Annotated in this window: 11 protein-coding genes; 4 read left to right on the forward strand and 7 right to left on the reverse strand. The window is 72.6% G+C overall.

Features of this window, described 5'->3' with window-relative positions; all coding sequences use genetic code 11:
• The first annotated feature begins 43 nt into the window (after positions 1–43).
• On the forward strand, positions 44–1,891 hold the full coding sequence (locus tag R2J75_RS02965; protein WP_243332087.1) for a phosphoenolpyruvate carboxykinase (GTP): 1,848 nt from the start codon (positions 44–46) through the stop codon (positions 1,889–1,891).
• A 65-nt stretch (positions 1,892–1,956) separates the two neighbouring features.
• On the opposite strand, the gene R2J75_RS02970 is transcribed toward R2J75_RS02965, so the two are convergent.
• Genes R2J75_RS02970 through R2J75_RS02980 form a run of 3 tightly spaced genes read right to left on the reverse strand, consistent with a single transcriptional unit; the run spans position 1,957 to position 6,311 of the window.
• Positions 1,957–4,581 carry an IPT/TIG domain-containing protein gene (locus R2J75_RS02970; RefSeq protein ID WP_316411041.1) on the reverse strand — a complete coding sequence of 875 codons (2,625 nt, stop codon included), beginning with the start codon at positions 4,579–4,581 and terminating at the stop codon, positions 1,957–1,959.
• A gap of 30 nt (positions 4,582–4,611) precedes the next feature.
• Positions 4,612–5,544, reverse strand: coding sequence for an RluA family pseudouridine synthase (locus R2J75_RS02975; protein ID WP_316411042.1), 933 nt, complete (start codon positions 5,542–5,544; stop codon positions 4,612–4,614).
• Positions 5,541–6,311, reverse strand: a complete 771-nt coding sequence (locus R2J75_RS02980) for a TrmH family RNA methyltransferase (RefSeq protein ID WP_316411043.1) — start codon at positions 6,309–6,311, stop codon at positions 5,541–5,543. The genes R2J75_RS02975 and R2J75_RS02980 overlap by 4 nt, the downstream gene beginning before the upstream one ends.
• A gap of 110 nt (positions 6,312–6,421) precedes the next feature.
• Here R2J75_RS02980 and R2J75_RS02985 point away from each other — a divergent pair, with 110 nt between their 5' ends.
• Positions 6,422–8,995 carry an ATP-dependent Clp protease ATP-binding subunit gene (locus R2J75_RS02985; protein ID WP_243332095.1) on the forward strand — a complete coding sequence of 858 codons (2,574 nt, stop codon included), beginning with the start codon at positions 6,422–6,424 and terminating at the stop codon, positions 8,993–8,995.
• 57 nt (positions 8,996–9,052) lie between these two features.
• Here the strand turns inward: R2J75_RS02985 and R2J75_RS02990 are convergent, their stop codons facing one another.
• On the reverse strand, positions 9,053–11,740 hold the full coding sequence (locus tag R2J75_RS02990; protein ID WP_316411044.1) for an IPT/TIG domain-containing protein: 2,688 nt from the start codon (positions 11,738–11,740) through the stop codon (positions 9,053–9,055).
• Positions 11,741–11,966: 226 nt separating this feature from the next.
• Complete coding sequence (locus R2J75_RS02995; protein WP_243332098.1) at positions 11,967–12,800, reverse strand: DUF4097 family beta strand repeat-containing protein; 834 nt, start codon at positions 12,798–12,800, stop codon at positions 11,967–11,969.
• 134 nt (positions 12,801–12,934) lie between these two features.
• On the opposite strand from R2J75_RS02995, the gene R2J75_RS03000 reads away from it, so the two are divergent.
• A complete protein-coding gene (locus R2J75_RS03000; RefSeq protein WP_243332101.1) occupies positions 12,935–13,423 on the forward strand; it encodes a hypothetical protein in 489 nt (162 codons plus the stop codon).
• A gap of 57 nt (positions 13,424–13,480) precedes the next feature.
• Here R2J75_RS03000 and R2J75_RS03005 read toward each other — a convergent pair whose 3' ends face one another.
• On the reverse strand, positions 13,481–16,108 hold the full coding sequence (locus tag R2J75_RS03005; protein WP_243332103.1) for a valine--tRNA ligase: 2,628 nt from the start codon (positions 16,106–16,108) through the stop codon (positions 13,481–13,483).
• 174 nt (positions 16,109–16,282) lie between these two features.
• Here R2J75_RS03005 and R2J75_RS03010 point away from each other — a divergent pair, with 174 nt between their 5' ends.
• Positions 16,283–17,662 (forward strand): hypothetical protein, encoded by a 1,380-nt coding sequence (locus tag R2J75_RS03010; protein ID WP_316411045.1) that lies wholly within the window; start codon positions 16,283–16,285, stop codon positions 17,660–17,662.
• Between the two features lies 1 nt (position 17,663).
• On the opposite strand, the gene R2J75_RS03015 is transcribed toward R2J75_RS03010, so the two are convergent.
• The gene (locus R2J75_RS03015; protein ID WP_316411046.1) at positions 17,664–19,343 is read right to left on the reverse strand and encodes a thiamine pyrophosphate-binding protein; all 1,680 of its coding nucleotides are present in this window, start codon (positions 19,341–19,343) and stop codon (positions 17,664–17,666) included.
• Positions 19,344–19,406: the final 63 nt, after the last annotated feature.

The following is a 19,406-nucleotide window of genomic DNA, read 5'->3' on the forward strand; positions in this document are numbered from 1 at the left end:
CGCCCTGGACGGCGGTTTCCGGCCCCCATACGGAGATGGTGTGATGAACGCGGTGATGAACGTGCCCGACTACGTCGTGAACAGGAAGGCGATCGCCTGGATCAAGGAGATCGCGGAACTGTGCCAGCCCGAGGCCATCCACTGGTGCGACGGCAGCCAGGAGGAGTACGACCGCCTCTGCGCCCAGATGGTGGAGAGCGGCACCTTCCGCAAGCTCAATCCCCAACTCCGCCCCAACAGCTTCCTGGCGCTGTCCGACCCCAGCGACGTGGCCCGGGTCGAGGACCGCACCTTCATCTGCTCCACCCGCAAGCAGGACGCCGGCCCCAACAACAACTGGGTCGACCCCAGGGAGATGAAGGCCAAGCTGACTGGGCTCTTCAAGGGCTGCATGAAGGGCCGCACCCTGTATGTCATCCCCTTCAGCATGGGCCCCCTGGGCTCGCCCATCGCCCACATCGGCATCGAGCTCTCCGACTCCCCGTACGTGGCCACGAACATGCGCATCATGACCCGCATGGGACGCGCCGTGTGGGACGTGCTCGGCGACAAGGAGTTCGTGCCCTGCCTGCACTCCGTGGGCATGCCCCTCGAGCCGGGCCAGAAGGACGTGCCCTGGCCCTGCAACAAGACCGACAAGTACATCGTCCACTTCCCCGAGGAGCGCGCCATCTGGAGCTTCGGTTCCGGCTACGGCGGCAACGCCCTGCTCGGGAAGAAGTGCTTCGCCCTCCGCATCGCCAGCTGCATGGCCCGGGACGAGGGCTGGCTGGCCGAGCACATGCTGATCCTGGGCGTCGAGGCCCCCGACGGCGAGAAGACCTACGTGGCCGCCGCCTTCCCCAGCGCCTGCGGCAAGACCAACTTCGCCATGCTCCAGGTGCCCGAGCGCTTCCAGGGCTACAAGGTCACCACGGTGGGCGACGACATCGCCTGGATCAAGCCCGGCCCCGACGGCCGCCTCTACGCCATCAACCCCGAGGCGGGCTTCTTCGGCGTGGCCCCCGGCACCGGCATGAAGTCCAACGCCAACGCCATGCTGAGCATGAAGGAGAACACCATCTTCACCAACGTGGCGCTCACCCCCGAGGGCGACGTGTGGTGGGAGGGCATGACGGAGGAAGTGCCCGAGCAGCTCACCGACTGGCAGGGCAACCCCTGGACGAAGGACTGCGGGCGCAAGGCCGCGCACCCCAACAGCCGCTTCACCGCCCCGGCCCGGCAGTGCCCCTCCATCGATCCCGCCTGGGAGGACCCCGCGGGCGTGCCCATCAGCGCCTTCGTCTTCGGCGGCCGCCGCGCCACCACGGTGCCCCTGGTCGTCCAGAGCGTGAACTGGAACTTCGGCGTCTACACCGCCGCCACCATCGGCAGCGAGATGACCGCCGCCGCGGCCGGCAACATCGGCGAGGTCCGCCGCGATCCCTTCGCCATGCTGCCCTTCTGCGGCTACCACATGGGCGACTACTTCAACCACTGGCTCCAGCTGGGCCGGATGATCAAGAACCCGCCCCGCATCTTCTGCGTCAACTGGTTCCGCAAGGACCAGGACGGCAAGTTCGTTTGGCCCGGCTACAGCGAGAACATGCGCGTGCTCAAGTGGATCGTGGACCGCGTCCACGGCCGCGCCTACGCCGCCGAGAGCCCCCTGGGCTGGATCCCCCGCCCCGAGGACCTGGACATCGAGGGCATGGACGGCTTCACGAAGGAGAACTTCTGCCAGGCCATGACCATCAAGCGGGACGAATGGCGCCACGAGATCCTCCTTCACGAGGAGCTCTTCGAGAAGCTCTATGACCGCCTGCCCAAGGAGTTCTTCCACATGCGCCAGCTGCTGCTGAGCGCCCTGTGGCGCAGCCCCTCCTCCCTCGGCCTCGCGCCGGAGCGGTAGACCGGCAACCGTGCAAGGCAGGGGCCCCGCCGCGGCGGGGCCCCTGCGCGTACGACCGCCCGGGCTCAGGGCAGGGGGAAGGGATCGCTGGCCCCGTAGGGGGTGACGAGGACCACGGTCCCGGTGGCCGAAAGGGGCAGGGTGATCCGCGCCAGGGCATCGCTGAGGGCCGTGAAGGGCACGTCCGCCCCGTTCAGCTGCACCGCCGTGAGGCCGGCGAAACCGCTGCCCCTCAGGACCACGACCCGTTCTGCCGGGAGGTCGGTGGACTCGGCCACCGCCACCATGGGCCGGGCCAGCTGCCGGAGCATCCGGAAGGCCCGGGTGCCGTTCAAGGCCGGGGAGCCGTTCATCAGGTCGCCCAGGGTGGCCATGGCGGCGGTGCGGGCGCTCAGCTCGGCCTGGTCCCCGTCCGCGAACAGCAGGTGCAGGGTCGCCGCAGCCCTGGTGCCCAGCCTGGTGAGGCTCCAGAAGGCGGTGGTCCGGTCCACGTCCAGGCCGGCCACCGGTTGGGTAGCACTCGAGGAAATGATCTGGGACATCGTCCCGGGGTCTGCGGGATGCACCGAGATCCCGAAATGGAACATCTCGCCGGCAGGGTGGTTGTCGATCCTGAGGGCGGGCTCGGCCTCGAAGAAGCCCGCGTCCAGGGTTTGAGCGGTGCTGTAGTCGCCGCTCCAGGGCGCGGCCGGATCGGTCCAGTAGTGGGGCCGGAAGAGATAGGTGCTGTCGCGATTGAGCGTGCCGTCCGTATTGAACAGGCCTGTGAATCGGTAATCCTGGCTGGCCACCAGGATGTCCACCTCAGCGGGATCGATCCCCGCGGCCCCCAGCGCGTCCGTGACCGCCCGGGGGAGGGCGGGATAGAAGGCCCTGGGCAGCCGGAGGCTCAGGGTGAAATGCGTCGTGAAATGATCCGGCCGTTCCCCGTCCGGGTTGGAAGGGTTGTAGGGGTGCAGCACCGGCGCCGTGGGCAGATTGATGGCGTACTGCGCCGTCCGGGCGATGCCGGGGAAGTCGAGCATGGGCTCCCCGAAACCGTCCTCCCTTGCGACCAGGGGCATGTTCAGGGCCGTGATGCGCGTGGGGATGAGCCCGAAGGCTGCCGCGGACGCGGTGGTGCCGCCCGGGGTGACGATGGTGATGGGGCTCGCGGCGTTGGCCCCGTCGGGCACCCGGAAGCGGAGGCCATCCGCGGTGTGTTCCACCTCGCCGTGGGGGATGACAAGGGTGCCGTAGCTCAGCTCCGTGAAGGCGCCCAGGTTCTGGCCGACGAGGGTCACCTCCGTGCCCGGGTAGCCGCCGGCGGGGGAGAAGCCCGTGATCACCGGCGTGGCCTCGAGCACCGTGAAGGCCCCACCGGGCACCTGGACGTCGCCGCCGGGGGTGAGGAGGCGCACGGGGCCGGTGGTGGCGCCGTCCGGCACGGCCGTGATCAGGAGGTCGCCGGTGGTGCTGAAGACCGAGGTGACCGCATCGCCGAAGGCCACCCCGGTCACCTGCTCCAGGTTCTGGCCGGCGAGGGTCACCTGGGTGCCGGGGAGGCCCTGGTTCGGGGTGAAGCCGTCCGCGCTCAGCGGCAGGGTGGTGACGGTGAAGGGGCCGCCGGGCACGGGGAAGGCCCCGGCGGCGGATTGGACCACCACGGGCCCCGTCAGGGCGGTGGGGGGGACCCGGAACCGGAGGCTGGTGCCGTCCGGCGCGGCCGCCTCGACCACCTCCGCCGTCACGCCGCCCAGGTTGAGGCCGGTGACCTGACCCAGGCGGGCCCCGGTCACCGTCACCCAGTCGCCGACCGCGCCGGTGGCGGGGGTGAAGGCGGTGACCGCCGGGGCCGGCGCCTGCACGGTGAACGGCACGGCGGTGGCGACGGTGTTGCCCAGGGTGTCGGTCACGGCGATGGGGCCCGTCAGGGCGGTGGGCGGCAGGGTGAACCGGAGGCGGGTGGCTTCCGCGGTGAAGGACTGGACGGGCCGGGAGCCCACCGTCACCGCGACCACGTGCTCGAGGTGCTGGCCCGTCAGGATCACCTCGGCGCCCGCGGGGCCGGTCAGGGGGGTGAAGGTCCCCAGGATGGGGGCCGGATGGGCCACCTGGAAGGTGCCGGAGGCCGTGGTGGCGACGCCGCCGGGGAGGCGAACGGTGATCGCCCCCGCCGAGAACCCGGCCGGCACGGTGGCGGTGAGGTGGGCATCATCCACCACCTGGAAGGGGGCGGGGAGGCCATGGAACAGGACCTGGCGCGCCAGCGTGAAGCCGGAGCCCGTGAGGGTCACCGTGTCCCCCGCGGCCGCCAGGGCGGGGGCGAAGGCGGCGATGGTGGGGGCCGCGGGGGCGGCGAGGATCCGGAAGGTCCGGACGGACACGACCCGGCCCCGGCCCGTGTCCAGGATCAGGGGGCCCTCGGCGGGACCGGCAGGCACCTCCACCCGGAGCCGCGTGTCGCTCTCCCGGGTCACCCGGGGGGAGGGGCGACCGGCGACCAGGACCTGGGAGGTGGCGCCGAGGCCGCTGCCGGTGATGGTAATTTCATCGTACTGGTAGCCCTCGCTCGGGGTCGCGCCCGTCAGGCTGGGCCGGGCCGCGGGGCCGTTGCCGCGGCAGGCCACCTGGGTCGTGACGAGGGCGCCCGTTGTGAGTAAGAGGGCGCAAAGGCCCAGGGTGGGCGGAAGGGACGGTCGGCGGGACATGGGGTCTCCTGCGGCAGGGGCCGAGGAGAATTATAAATAATTATTAAATTCAGGCAAGCCGGGCCAGGGGGCCTCACTGGGCAGGGCCAGGCGGGGCGGGGGCGGGGCCTCCAGGTGAAGGGGGCGGCCGTCCAGGGGATGCCGCAGGTCGAGGCGGAAGGCGTGGAGCCAGTACCCCCCGTCCCCCGGTACGGCCGCGCCATCGGGCAGGGGGAGGCCGCCGGGGCCGTACAGGGGGTCGCCCACGAGGGGATGGCCGGCCCAGGCCAGGTGGATGCGGATCTGGTGGGGGCGGCCCGTCTCGATGTCGACCTCGGCGAGGGTGCCGTCTTCCCGCAGGGCGAGGACCCGGACCTCGCTGGCGGCGGGCCGCCCCTCGGGCGAGGCCGCGTGCAGGGTGCCCAGGCGGGGGTGGGGCACGGGGCCGATGGGGGCCTCCACCCGGAAGGCGGCCTGGGGGCAGGCGCCCGAAGCCAGGGCCCGGTAGGTCTTGCGGATGGCGTGGTCCCGCCAATCGGCCTGGAGGCGGGCCGCGGCGTCGGCCGTTCGCGCGAAGAGGACCAGCCCCGAGGTGCCCCGGCCCAGGCGGTGCATGGGCCGGGCCTCCGGATACCGCGCCCGGACCCGGGCCAGGAGGGTGTGGGCCAGGAAGCCCCCGCCGGGGAGGGTGGGGAGGCCCCGGGGCTTCCGCACCGCCAGGAGGGCCTCGTCCTCGTACAGGAGGGCCACGGCCAGGTCCACGTCCGGCTCGTCCCAGGGGGGGCGGTGCCAGGCCACCGTCTGGCCGGGGCTCAGGGGATCGTCCGGCCCGGCTTGCCGGCCGTCCACCTCCACCTCGCCGGCCAGGATCCGCGCGCGCCATTCCGCCAGGGAGTCATGGGGATGGTGGGTGGCCAGGTGGGCCAGGACGGAGCCCGCGGTCCGGGCCCGGTCCGTGTAGGTGTGGCCGGCGTTGAAGGTCACGGGGCCATCATCCGGTGCATCAGGATGGCCCCGGCGGCGGCCACGTTGAGGCTGTCCACGCCCTCGGCCATGGGGATGCGCACGGCCCGGCCGCAGCGGGCCACCTCCCCGGGGGCGAGGCCGGGGCCCTCGGGGCCCAGCACGAGGGCGGTCCGGGCCGCCGGCACCCAGGCGGTCACGGGGATGCTGCCGGCCAGGGCCGCGGCGACCACCTCGCCCCCCGGCGCGCGCCAGGCTTCCAGGGCGGCCCAGGGGTCCTCCGCGCGCCACAGGGGGAGCTTCCAGGCGGCGCCCATGGAGACCCGGATGGCCCGGCGGCTGAAAGGATCCGGCCCGGGGCCCAGGAGGGCGCCGTCCAGGCCCAGGGCGGCCGCCGTGCGCAGGAGCTGGCCCAGGTTCTCCGCGTCGGAGAGGGCGGGGAGGACCAGCAGGCGGCGCGCGCGGGGCAGGTCGGCGAGGGGAGGGGGCTCGGGCACCCGGGCCGCGGCCATCAGCCCCCGGTGGAAGGGGAAGCCCGCCAGGGCCTCCAGCTCCGCCCGGGTGGCGGTCAGGAGTTCCGCCCCCGCCGGGAGCAGGGGCTGGACCGCGTCCGCGTGGCCGGCCTCGGCGACCACCGCGGCCACCTCCACACGGCCCGCCCGGCCCCAGGCCAGCAGGTCCTCCACCAGGATCCGGCCCTCGGCCACGAAGCAGGTCCGGCCCCCCTGGGTCCGGGGCCGCCCGAAGCGCAGATCGGAGAAAAGGGACCAGAGCGGCGAATCCTGCATGGACCCATGATGACCGCGATGGGCGCCCCCCAGGAAAGGTGAAAGAAGCGCGCAAAAAATCTTAGTTGACAGTCATCAATCTGGTCCTATCCTGGACCCTGGAGGCCCCCATGGCCATGCTGCCCTTCACCCAGAAAGCCAACGAAGCCCTTGTCGCCGCGCGGGACGCGGCCGCCGCCGCCCAGCACCCGGAGATCCTGCCCCAGCACCTGTTCCTGGCCATCCTGGCCCCCGACCGCGGGCTCCGCCCCGTCCTGGAGAAGGCCGGCCTGGGGCCCGACCAGGTGAAGGGCCTCGTGGACGGCGCCGAGGCCGCCCTCGCCACCCAGCCCAAGGCCATCGGCGGCGCCGAGCCCCAGGCGGGCGCCGCCCTCCGCCACTTCCTGGAGGTGGCCAGCGACACGGGCCGGGGCCTGGGGGACCGCTTCCTGGCCACGGACGCGATGCTCCTGGCCTTCGCCAACGCCGCCACCGACGCCAAGCGTCTCCTCGCCTCCTTCGGCCTGGACCGGAAGGCCCTGGAGACGGCCATCCGCGATGCCCGCAAGGGCGCCCGGGTGGAGGACGAGCGGGGCGAGGAGAAGTTCGCCGCCCTCGAGAAGTACGCCCGGGACCTCACCGCCGCCGCCCAGGCCGGCAAGCTGGACCCCGTCATCGGCCGCGACGAGGAGATCCGCCGCGTCATGCAGGTGCTCTCCCGCCGCACCAAGAACAATCCCGTGCTCATCGGCGAGCCCGGCACCGGCAAGACCGCCATCGTCGAGGGCCTGGCCCAGCGCATCGCCAAGAGCGACGTGCCCGAGAGCCTCAAGGGCATGCGCCTCATGTCCCTGGACATGGGCGCCCTCGTGGCCGGCACCCAGTACCGGGGGCAGTTCGAGGAGCGCCTCAAGGGCGTCATCCAGGAGATCCAGGCCGCCGAAGGCGGGATCATCCTCTTCATCGACGAGATGCACCTCCTCGTGGGCGCGGGCTCCGCCGAGGGCAGCATGGACGCCGCCAACCTCCTCAAGCCCGCCCTGGCGCGGGGCGAGCTGCGCTGCATCGGCGCCACCACCCTGGACGAGTACCGGAAGCACGTGGAGAAGGACGCCGCCCTGGAGCGCCGGTTCCAGAGCGTGTACGTGGACGAGCCCGGCATGGAGGACACCATCTCCATCCTGCGCGGCCTGAAGGAGCGCTACGAGCTCCACCACGGCGTGCGCATCCGCGACGCCGCCCTCGTGGCCGCGGCGCAGCTCAGCCAGCGGTACATCGCCGACCGGTTCCTGCCCGACAAGGCCGTGGACCTGGTGGACGAGGCCGCCAGCCTCGTGCGCATGCAGATCGACACCCGGCCCATCGACATCGACGTCCGCGAGCGGCGCGAGATGCAGCTCCAGCTGGAGCGCCACGCCCTGGCCAAGGAGAAGGACCCCGCGAGCAGGGCCCGCCTGGCGGAGCTGGACAAGGAGCTGGCGGACCTCACCGAGGACCTCCGCGCCCTTCGGGCCCGCTGGGAGACCGAGAAGCGCCGCATCGAGGAGAACCGCGGCCGCCAGAAGCGCCTGGACGACCTCCGGATCGAGCTGGACCGGGCCAAGTCCCGGGGCGACTACGAGGTGGCCTCCCGGCTCGAGTACGGCGAGATCCCCGCCCTCGAGAAGGAGCTCGCGGCCTCCGACGACGCCGACGGCGCCATGCTCCGCCAGGAGGTGCGGGAGGAGGACGTCGCGGCCGTGGTCGCCAAGTGGACCGGCATCCCCGTCGCGCGCCTCATGGAGAGCGAGATCCAGAAGCTCCTGCACATGGAGGACCGCCTGCGGGAGCGCGTGGTGGGCCAGGACCCCGCCCTCGTCGCCATCAGCGAGGCCCTCCGCCGCAACCGCGCGGGCCTGGGGGACCCCCGGCGTCCCATCGGCTCCTTCCTCTTCCTGGGGCCCACGGGCGTGGGCAAGACCGAGGTGGCCCGGGCCCTTGCGGAATTCCTCTTCGACGACGAGAACGCCATGGTCCGCATCGACATGAGCGAGTTCACCCACGAGGCCGACGCCACCCGCCTCATCGGCGCCGCCCCCGGCTACGTGGGCTACGAGGAGGGCGGCCGCCTCACCGAGGCCGTGCGGCGGCGGCCCTACGCCGTCATCCTCCTGGACGAGATGGAGAAGGCCCACCCGCGGATCTTCGACCTCTTCCTCCAGGTGCTGGAGGACGGCCGCCTCACCGACGGCAAGGGCCGCACCGTCAACTTCCGGAACACCGTCGTGCTCATGACCACGAACGTGGGCAGCCACGCCATCTTCGAGGCGGGCGGCGCCGTGGACAAGGCCCAGGCCGAGGTCCAGGCCGCGCTCAAGGCCCACTTCCGGCCCGAGTTCCTCAACCGCCTGGACGAGGTGGTCACCTTCCGCGCCCTGGGCCAGGAGGACATGCGCGCCGTGGCCCGCATCCAGATGGCCAGGGTCGTGGCCCAGCTCGCGGAGAAGCGCATCACCCTGGACGCGCCCCCCGCGGCCCTGGACTGGCTGGCCCGGGAGGGCTTCGATCCCCAGATGGGCGCCCGGCCCCTGCGCCGCCTCATCCAGCAGGTGGTGGTCAACCGCGTGGCCCGCATGGTCCTGGACGGGCGCGCCCGCCCCGGCGACACCGTGGCGCTGGCGGTGGAGGGCGGCGAGCTCGCCCTCCGGGTCGCGGCCGTGCAGTGAGGACGGGGAAGGCCCCGGCGCGGGAAGCGCCGGGGCCTTCCGGGGCCTGCGCCGGCCTCAGGGCAGGAAGATCGGATCGCTGAGGGTGGATCCGGCCGAGCCCACCCGGACGAAGGTGGTCCCGGCGGGGACGAGGACCCTGAGCGCGGCGTCGGTGAGCACCTGGACCTGCTCCATTGGCACGTCCAGACCGTCCGAGCGGACGATGCGCAGCCCGGGCGCGCCCAGGCCGGTGCCGTGGAGGAGGATCCAGCGATCGCCGGCCGCTCCGTTGGGCAGCACCTGGGTCGCCGCAGGATCCACCAGGGGGCGCCACAGGTCCGCGAAGAGGGCCTGGGCCGCCGTTCCCGCCAGGGGGCTGGCGGGGCCGCAGAGGGCGTCCCGGAGGTTCGCCAAGGTGGACATGCCCCGGCAGGCCCGCTCCAGGGCGTCCTGCTCGCGGGTGGGAAGGAAGAGGTGGAGGCAGGCCTCGGCCCGGGGGGCTTCCCCGGACGCGGGGGCCGGCTCCACGACCAGCGTCCAGAAGCCCAGGACCTCGTCGCGATTGAAGCCCTGCATCTCCTCGGACTCGGGCCCGGCGAGGATCGGCCCGCCCGCCCCGCTTGTCTCGATGCGGATGGGGTACAGGTCACCACCGACGTTGCGGACCACCCCGGGTCCCCCGACCACGCCTGGGGCGAACCGGATGCCGGAGGTGGGCTCGAAGATGCCGGCCAGGAGCTCGTGGGTGGCGTGGTAGGTCCCGGATTCGGGGGCGCCGGCATCGGTCCAATGGTGGGGCCGCATGAGCCAGACAGCGCCCGCTGTGACGTGGTCCAGGTAGGCGTAATCCTGGGTGGACACATGGATGGCCACCCGGTCGGGCGGAACCGCCAGGCTCGCCAGCTTCTCCCGGATGGACCTGGGGAGGGCCGGGTGGAAGGCGGGGTCCAGGGCCAGGTCGAGGGTCCAGGAGGGGGCAAGTCCGAAGAAGCTGAGATCCTCCGGGTCCAGGGGATGGAAGACCGTGGACGCGGGAATGAGTTGGTCTGCGTAGAGGTTGGAGCGCTGCCGTCCCTCGGGATAGCCTCGATTGGGATCGATCGGATTCCCAGCCCCCGCCAGGGGCCGGGGCAGGGCCTGGGCGCGGGAGGGCAGGAGGCGGAAGGTGAAGCCCGGCAGCGGGATGACGGTGCCGTCCTCGGCCACGACGCTGAACCCCGCGTCGGTCTGGGCGGAATCCGGGAGGTAGAGGCTGATCCGCCCGTCCGCTTCGTAGCGCCAGTCCCCGGAATCCAGCCGGTCGGTGCCATAGAACACCGCCCCCACGCCCTCCAGATGCTCGCCCGCGAGCCACACCTCGCTCCCGGGAACCCCGGCGGCGGGGGAGGCGGAGAGGAGCACGGGAAGGGGGGCGGGGTCGACGGTGAAGGCGCCCGGCACCGGGAGGGTGCCGCCGGGGCCCGTCACCGTCCAGGTGCCGCCGGAGGTGCCCCCGGGGACCACCACCGCCAGACGGGTGTCACCTGGCTGGGCGGGCGTGAAGATGGCCCGGTCGCCATTCAGGGCGACGGCGGTGACCGCCTCCAGCCGGGTGCCCGTGATGTACACGGTGGCGCCGGGGAGGGCGTGGAGGGTGCTCAGGCCCGTCACCGTGACCGGGGGCTCGACCACGGTGAACGCCTGCTCGGTGAAAGGGATCCTCCCCGCATCGGTCTGGATGGTGATGGGACCCGTGACGGCGCCCAGGGGCACGATGGCCCGCAGGGCCGCCCCATCGGGGGTGACGGAAAAGCGCGCGGGCTGGTCGCCGAACCACACGGCATCCACCTGCGCGAGGTAGGTGCCGGAGAGGGTGATGGTGTCGCCGGGGGCGCCGGAGGTGGGGGTGAAGCCCGTGGGAACGGCCAGGTCCGTCAGGACGGTGAACCGGGGGGAAAGGCCCTGGGCCCCGGCCGCGGTGATCACCGTGAGGGGACCCGTGTCCGCGGCGGGGGGGACGGTCACCATCAGGGTCCCGTCCGCCTGGGCCACGAAGGGGGCCGGCACCCCGTGGGGGAAGGTCACCTGGGCCACGGGACCGTGCCAGGACCCCGTCAAGGTCAGGGTGTCACCGGGCCGGCCGCTCTGGGGGGTCATGCCCGTGATGGCCGGGGGCGGGGTGAGCACCCCGAACGCGACGGGGGAATAGCCATGGGTCTGGGCGGGCAGCTGGACGGCGATGAGGCCCCCGGCCGCCCCCGCGGGGACCCGGACCGTCAGCTGGGTGTCCGACAGGATCTGGAGGCCCTCTCCGGGCACCCCGCCGAAGGTGACGCCGGTGGCGAGGGTGAAGCCCTGCCCCTGGAGGGTGACCACGGTGCCCGGCAGTCCCGAAGCGGGATGGAAGGCGGTGATGACGGGGGCCGGCGGGACGGGGAGGGGCGTGAAGGCGGCCGCGGAGGTGGCCACGGCGCCGCGGGCCCGGACCGTGAGGGGACCCGCGACGGCCCCCTCCGGGACGGTGGCCTGGATCCGGCCCTGGGCGTCGAAGGTGAACCGGGGGGCCTGGACCCCGCCGAAGGTCACCTGGTCCGCCCCCGTCAGGTTCTGTCCCGCGAGGGTCACCACGTCGCCCGGGTAGGCCTGGGCGGGCTCGAATCCGCTGAGGGTGGGCCGGGCCGCCGGCTGGAGGGAAGACCGGCTCCCGCCCCGGCCACAGGCCAAGCCGAGGGGCAGGGTCAGGGCGCCCAGGAGGAGCAGGGGCGGGACGGGGGGGCGGGGCATGGGCATCACCTCGGGTACCGGCCCGGGGCAGGTCCGGGCGCAGGGGGTGAGGCCCAGGATAGGCAAATAAATAATTAATGCAATCGGACAGCGCCGTTTCTGGATTTGATCAACCTTTACAGCAAGCGCATGCAGGCCGCCAGAAAGACATGCAGCGCCATTTCATCCCGGGACCTCGGGCGCGTCCTTCCGGGACATGGGCCAGGCGTTAGGAGGCAGCTTTGGGTTATTGGATATCAATGCTGCCGTCGATCGTCCGGATCCGGATGGCCTGGTCGCGGCCGGGGACGGTCCCGGTGAACCGGTGCTGGGTGGCCTCGGTGGCCGTCAGACCGGGGGCCGAGGCCCGGATGGTCCCGCCCTGGCTGCGGGCGTCGACGAGGCCCTTGGCGGCGCCCAGGCGCAGGTGGACCTTCCCGTCCACCGTGCGGACCTGGAGGCCCTCGCCCCAGCCGTCCAGGTCCTCGGCGCGGACGGTGCCGTCCACGGTGTGGAGGTCCAGGCCCCCCGCCACCCGCTCCAGGGTGATGGAGCCGTCCACCGTGGAGGCCTTCACCCGGGCCCGCAGGTCCCGGCCGCGGATGCGCCCGTCCACCGCCCGGGCGTGGATCTCCCCGGCGATGGCCTCCAGCTCGATGGGCCCGTCCACCGTGGTCACGCCGGCGTAGCCCTCCAGCTGATGGACCCGGATGGGGCCGTCCACGCTGCGGATGTCCACGTTCAGCCGCCGGGGGACCTTCAGGCGGAGGTGGACGGTGTGGCGGCGGCCCCGCCCGCCCAGGATGAAGCCGAAGGGGAAGACGTGGTGCCGGGGGACCGCGATGAGGAGCCCCTCGCGGGTGCGCTCCACCCGCAGCCGGGCCAGTTCGGCGGCGTCCTCTCCCTCGGCCACCAGTTCGACCTCGGGGCGGTCCCAGCCCTCCACCTCCACGCGGCCATCCACCTGTTTGATCCAGAGCTTGCCGCCCATGGGCAGGGGCTCGAGGCGGGGGGCGGTGGTGCCGGCTCCGAGGGAGGCGGCGGCCAGGGTGAGGACGAGGGCGAAGGAAAGGCGGCGCATGGGAACCTCGGAGAACGTGCCTCCCAGCATAGGCGCCCCGGCCGGCGGGAAACGCCCGAGTCCGCCAGTTCCCGCCGGGATTCGGCGAACGCGCCGCCGGCGTCGGCGAACGGTCCCGGTGGTAGACTCGGCCCATGAAACGCCTCGCCCTGTCCTTCCTCTGCGGCACGCTGGCCGCCCAGACCCCGGATCCCCTGGCGCCCCTGCGGAGCCTGGCCGGCGCCTGGGTGGGGGAGGGTGGCGGCGACCCCGGGCAGGGCGAGGGGGCCTTCACCTTCACCTCCCGCCTCGGCGGGCGGGTCCTGGTGCGGGAGAGCTGGTCCGCCTACCCGGCCCAGGGAGGCCGCCCGGCCTTCCGGCACGAGGACCTCATGACCGTCTATGCGGAGGGCGGCGCCCTGAAGGCCCTGTACTGGGACAACGAGGGCCACACCATCCCCTACGAGGTGGCCGCCGGCCCGGACCGGATCACCTTCACGAGCCCCGCGGGCCAGGGTCCGCGCTTCCGCCTGACCTACCGCCTCACGGCCCCGGACCGGGTCCACGTGGCCTTCGCCATCGCCCCCCCGGGGCAGCCGGAGGCCTTCCGGGTCTACGTGGAGGGGGACAGCCGGCGGCGGTAGCCGCCTCGTGCAGGATGGGATGGGCGGAACCGGTTCCGCTCCTCTGATCGGCCTGCCCTAGAGGGCGAGCAGTTCGTTGATCTTGGCGAGGCGGGCCTGCTTCTCCTCGGCGCCGGCGCGCATCTTGGCGACGGCGGCCTCGGGGGCCTTGGTGGTGAAGGATTCGTCGGCGAGGCGGGCCAGGGCGGCGGCCAGATCCCGTTCCAGCTTCTCCTTTTCCTTCTCGAGCTTGGCCTTCTCGGCGGCGGGATCCTTGAGGCCGGCCAGTTCCAGGGCCACCGTGCCGCCGGTCACGACGGCGACGGCCCGGGTGGCGCCGTGGCCCGCATCCGGCCCGAAGGCCACGGATTCCAGGCGCGCGATGCTCTTGAGCCCCTCGGCGAAGGGGGCCAGGACCTCCAGGGTGCAGAAGGCGGGGACGCGCTTGGCGGGATCCACGCCGTTCTCCGCCTTGAGGCGGTGGAAGGCGGAGAGGACCTCCTGGAAGCGGGGGACCAGGTCCGGATCGCCGCCCTCCCGCTTGAGCAGGGGGTCGTCCAGGGGCCAGGCGCGGGCCGCCAGGAGCTCGGGCTCGCCCTTGGGCAGGCGGCCTTCCAGGACGGCGGCGTGGATCTCCTCGGTGACGAAGGGCACCAGGGGGTGCAGGGCCCGCAGGAGGATGTCCAGGAAGTGCAGGATGGCCGCCTTCTGCTCCCGGCTGCCGCTCTGGAGGGTGACCTTGGCCAGCTCGATGTAGGTGGCGCAGAAGTCGTCCCAGACCAGGTGGTAGAGGATCTCGGCGGCCTCGTGGAAGCGGTACTCCTCGATGGCCTTCGTGGCGCTGCCGAGCGCCTCGCGGAGGCGGCGGATCATCCAGAATTCGGCCTCGCCCAGCTCGGGCTCCACGTCCAGGGTGATGTCCGGGGTGAGGCTCATCTGGACGAAGCGGGCCGCGTTCCAGAGCTTGTTGCAGAAGTTGCGGCTGGCCTCGAGGCGGGAGCGGGAGAGGCTGATGTCCGTGCCCGGCGCGGCCATGGCGGCCAGGGAGTACCGGAGGGCGTCGGTGCCGAACTCGTCCATGGTCTCCAGGGGATCGATGACGTTGCCCTTGGACTTGGACATCTTGGCGCCGTGCTCGTCGCGCACGAGGGCGTTGAAGTAGACGTCGCGGAAGGGGACCTCGTCCATCCAGGTGAGGCCGGCCATGACCATGCGGGCCACCCAGAAGAACAGGATGTCGTAGCCGGTGATGAGGACGCTGGTGGGGTAGTAGCGCTTGAGGTCGGCGGTCTCGTCGGGCCAGCCGAAGACGCTGAATGGCCAGAGGGCGGAGGAGAACCAGGTGTCCAGGGTGTCCGGGTCCTGGGTCAGGGCCGTGCCGCCGCACTGGGCGCAGGCGGCGGGGGCGTCCTCCTCGACGTTGATGTGCCCGCAGGCGTCGCAGGTCCACGCCGGGATGCGGTGGCCCCACCAGAGCTGGCGGCTGATGCACCAGTCCTGGATGTTCACCAGCCAGTGCTCCCAAACGGTGGCCCAGCGCTCGGGGGTGAAGCGGATGCGCCCGCCCCGGACGGCCTCGAGGGCTTTCCGGGCGGCGTCGTCGACCTTCATGAACCACTGCTCGGAGACCAGGGGCTCCAGGACCGCGCCGCTGCGGTCGCTGACGGAGACCTGGTGGGTGTAGGGCTCGATCTTCTCCATGAGGCCGAGTTCCTCGAGGTCGTGGACGACCTTCTTGCGGCACTCGAAGCGGTCCAGCCCGGCGTAGCCCTCCCCGGCCTCCTTCGTCATCTTCGCGTCGAAGCCGATGACGGTGATGCTGGGCAGGCCCAGGCGCTTGCCCGCGGCGTGGTCGTTGGGGTCGTGGGCGGGGGTGAGCTTCACGCAGCCCGTGCCGAAGGCGGGGTCGACCAGGGTGTCCTGGACGACGGGGATCTCGCGGTCCGTGAGGGGGAGCTTGACCATCCGCCCCACCAGGTGCGCGTAGCGCGCGTCCTCCGGGTGCACGGCGACGCCGGTGTCGCCCAGCATGGTCTCGGGGCGGGTGGTGGCCACGACCACGTGCCCGCTGCCGTCGGCCAGGGGGTAGCGGATGTGCCAGAGCTTGCCGTTGCGCTCGACGTACTTCACTTCCAGGTCGGACAGGGCGGTCTGGCTCGCGGGATCCCACTGGATCATGCGGGGGCCCTTGTAGATCTTCCCCTGCTTGTAGGCGGCCGCGAACACCTTCCGCACGGCCCGGTTCAGGTCCGGGTCCATGGTGAAGCGCTTCCGGGTCCAGTCCACGCTGGCGCCCAGGCGCCGCAGCTGGTTCTCGATGTCGCCCTGGTTCTGGTCCTTCCAGGCCCACAGGCGCTGGAGGAAGGCCTCCCGGCCCACCTCGTGGCGGGTCTTGCCCTCGGTCTCCTTCAGCTGGCGCTCCACCACCACCTGGGTGGCGATGCCGGCGTGGTCCACGCCCGGCACCCAGAGGGCGTCGAAGCCCTGGGCCCGCTTGAAGCGGGTGAGGATGTCGTGCAGCGTGAACACGAGGGCGTGGCCCATGTGCAGGTTGCCCGTGATGTTGGGGGGCGGGATCACGATGGACCAGGGCGCCTTGCCGCTGTCCGGCTGGGCCTCGAAGAGGCGGGAAGCCTCCCAGCGCCCGTACCAGCGCTGCTGGGCGGTCTTGAAATCAAAGGCCTTGTCCATCTCTTGCATCGCCATTCCCGAGAATCCTCCATTCTGGCAGACGCGGGCGGGCGCTTCCACCCGGGGGCGCCGGGGGGCGGGGACCGGCGGCCCCGCCGGGGTGGGCCATTGACCCGGTCCCTGGGGCCCCTACATTGGGGAGGTCCTGCCCCTAACAGGCCTTTTTTAAATGCTTATCAGGAGATGCCCATGCATTGGCCCGCCTTCGCCGGTCCGGCCCTCGTTGTGGCCCTGGTGGCCCTCGCGGGTCCGCCGGAGCCTCCGCCCAGCAGCTACATGCCCGTCGTCATGACCGAATCCTTCGAGGCCCTCCGGGACCGCCTGGTCGCCGCGAAGGCGGCGACGGAGGCCGGCCACGCCGCCCTCCTGCGGGAGCGGTACGACCTGTCGGACCGCCCCCTGGAGGGGGCCCGCATGTCCCGGGGGAAGCGGATCCAGGGCGGCGTGCGCGTGCGCCTGCCGAAGGGGGTCACCTGGGAGGCCCTGGAGGCCCTGGACCCCGCGGAGATCAAGGCCCGCGGGCTCTGGCCCGGGGGCTTCCTGCCCCTGCCGCACCCGGACCACCCCCAGGGGGGCCAGCTCTTCCCCGGGAACCAGATCCGGGAGCTCCTCGCCCAGGAGGACCGGGACCTCACCCGCTTCGACCTGGACTTCGACCTGCCCGAGCCCTTCCTGCCCGAATTCCCGCCGGCCATCTACCTCACCACCCGTCCGGACCTGGGCGACGTCTCCCGGGGGCGCGTGGTGACCCGCATGAACTACCAGGCGCTCTTCAACGGGATCCTGAACCCCAAGCAGCTCGAGGGCCTCCGCCTCCTGCTGACCCCCTTCCCCCAGCAGCAGTTCAACGCCACGGAGGACCGCCGGAGCGCCCGGCCCAGCCTGGGTGTCGCCTGCTTCGATTGCCACACCAACGGCCACACCAACGGGGCCACCCACCTGAGCCAGGACACGCGGCCCACCGCCTTCCGCCACCGCCTGGACACCCCCACCCTGCGGGGCGTGAACCTCCAGCGCCTCTTCGGGTCCCAGCGGGCCCTGAAGTCGGTGGAGGACTTCACCGAGTTCGAACAGCGGGCCGCCTACTTCGACGGGGATCCGGTGATCGCCCGCAAGAAGGGCGAGAACGTGCTGGACCGGGGCAGCCAGGTGCATTTCATGGGAGAGTTCCAGAACCTCCTGGATGTCCCGCCCGCCCCTAAGCTGGGCCTGGACGGGCGCCTGGACCCCAAGCTGGCCACCGCCCAGGAACTCCGGGGCCAGGCGGTGTTCTTCGGGAAGGCCGCTTGCGCCGGCTGCCACCCGGCCCCCTATTACACGGACAACCTCATGCACGACCTGCGCACCGACCGGTTCTTCACGCCCCGGCTCGTCCGGGGGGCCATGGCGGGGCCGGATGGCCGGCGCAAGACCTTCCCCCTGCGGGGCCTCAAGGATTCCCCTCCCTACCTGCACGACGGCCGGCTCCTGACCCTGGACGACACGGTGGCCTTCTTCTCGCTGGTCACGGGCGTCCGGCTCACCCCCCAGGAGAAGCGGGACCTGGTGGCCTTCCTCCTCCAGCTCTGAGTCAGGCCCGCCGGGCGTTGAAGGCGGAGACGGCGGTGCCCCAGCCCAGGAGGGCCTTGTTGCAGTCCCTGGGGTCCAGCACGGCCTCCACGAGGGCGAGGCCCGGGAAGTCCCGGGCCTCGGCCAGGGCCTCGTCCAGCTCGCCGGCGGTGGCCACGCGCCGGGCCAGCAGCTTCGCGTCCCCCCGGAGGGCTTCCGCCAGGCCCACGTACGACCAGGGCTGCAGGGCGTTGTAGGGGCCGTCGTGGATCATGGCCTCGATGGCGTACGACCCGTTGTTGAACACGAAGACGAGGCCCCGCAGGCCCTCCCGCAGGAAGGTGGAGAGCTCCTGGGCCGCCATCTGGAGGGACCCGTCCCCCACGAGGCCCACGACGCGCCGGGACCGGTCGGCGGCCCCCAGGCCCAGCAGGGCCCCCACGGACCAGCCGATGGCGCCGTACTGCATCTGGATCTCGAAGCGGCACCCGTCCGGCAACCGCAGGTCCATGCCGTTGAACCAGGCGTCGCCGGTCTCGGCCACCACCGTGTCCCCGGGCTCCAGGCAGGCCTGGATGCGGCGGAAGAGGGCCCGGGTGGTGAGGGGGGCCCCGGGGTCGCCGTCCTCCGGCGGCTCGGCGCAGGGGCCCTGGGCGCGGCGGAAGGCCTCCAGGGCCTCGGGGTTGGGCCGGAGCCGGTCCGCCAGGGCCTCCAGGAAGCCCGGGAGGTCCACGCCGTGGAAGGCCTGGCCCTGGGCGCACACGCGCCCGGGATGGGCCTCCACCAGGCGGTCCTGGCGCAGGAGGGTGGAGTACCCCACGGTGCTGTAGTCGTTGAAGCGGGGCCCGGCGAAGAGGTAGGCGTCGCTGGACTCCACCACCTCCCGGCAGCCGGCGCTGCTGGCGGTGCCCCAGTAGAGGCCGATGAACTGGGGATGGTCCTCGGGGAAGAAGCCCTTGGCGTCCGGCATGCAGGCCACGGCGTACCCGCAGCGCTCCGCCAGGCGCCGGAAGGCCCCCAGGCCCCCCGCGCTCCGGAGGCGGCCGCCCGCCACGAGCACGGGCTGGCGCGCGGCGTCGAGGCGGGCGGCGGTTTCCGCGGCGGCCGCGGCGAGGGCGGCGGGGCCCGCCGGGGGCGGGAGGACCAGGTCCAGGGGCCGGGGCCGGGGCAGGGGCGCCGTCGCCAGGTCGCAGGCGATTTCCAGGTACACGGGCTTGCGGGTGGCCAGGGCCGTCTGCAGCGCCTGGTCGATGCGGGGGGCCGCCGCCCCCAGGTCCCGCACGAGGAAGGTGCCCGCCGTGATCTCCCGGTAGATGGCCTGCACGAAGCGCTCCCCCTCCTCCGGCTGGGCCAGGGTGTGGTGGAGGGTCCGGCCCGCCTTGAGGGCGGCCGTGTTGGGGCCCCCCGAGATCACGAGGAGGGGGAGGTCCTCGGCGAAGGCGCCGGCCACGGCGTTGACGGCGCTCAGCCCGCCCACGGAAAAGGTGACGGCCAGGGCCGCGAGGCCCCGGGACCGGGCATAGCCGTCCGCGGCGTAGCCCGCGTTCAGTTCGTTGCAGCAGGTGATGAGCCGCAGGTCCGGATGGGCCAGGAGGCCGTCCAGCAGGGTCAGGTTGAAATCGCCGGGTACGGCGAAACAAGCATGGACGCCCGCTTCGACGAGCCGCTGGGCGAGGGTGGTGGCTACGGTCGTTTGCTCCATGGGGGCCTCGGGGTCGGCCCCCGCCGGGGCCAGGCTCCAAGGTGGGCCGCGGGCCGGGCCCCG

It is taken from the genome of Mesoterricola sediminis, assembly GCF_030295425.1.
GTDB lineage: Bacteria > Acidobacteriota > Holophagae > Holophagales > Holophagaceae > Mesoterricola > Mesoterricola sediminis.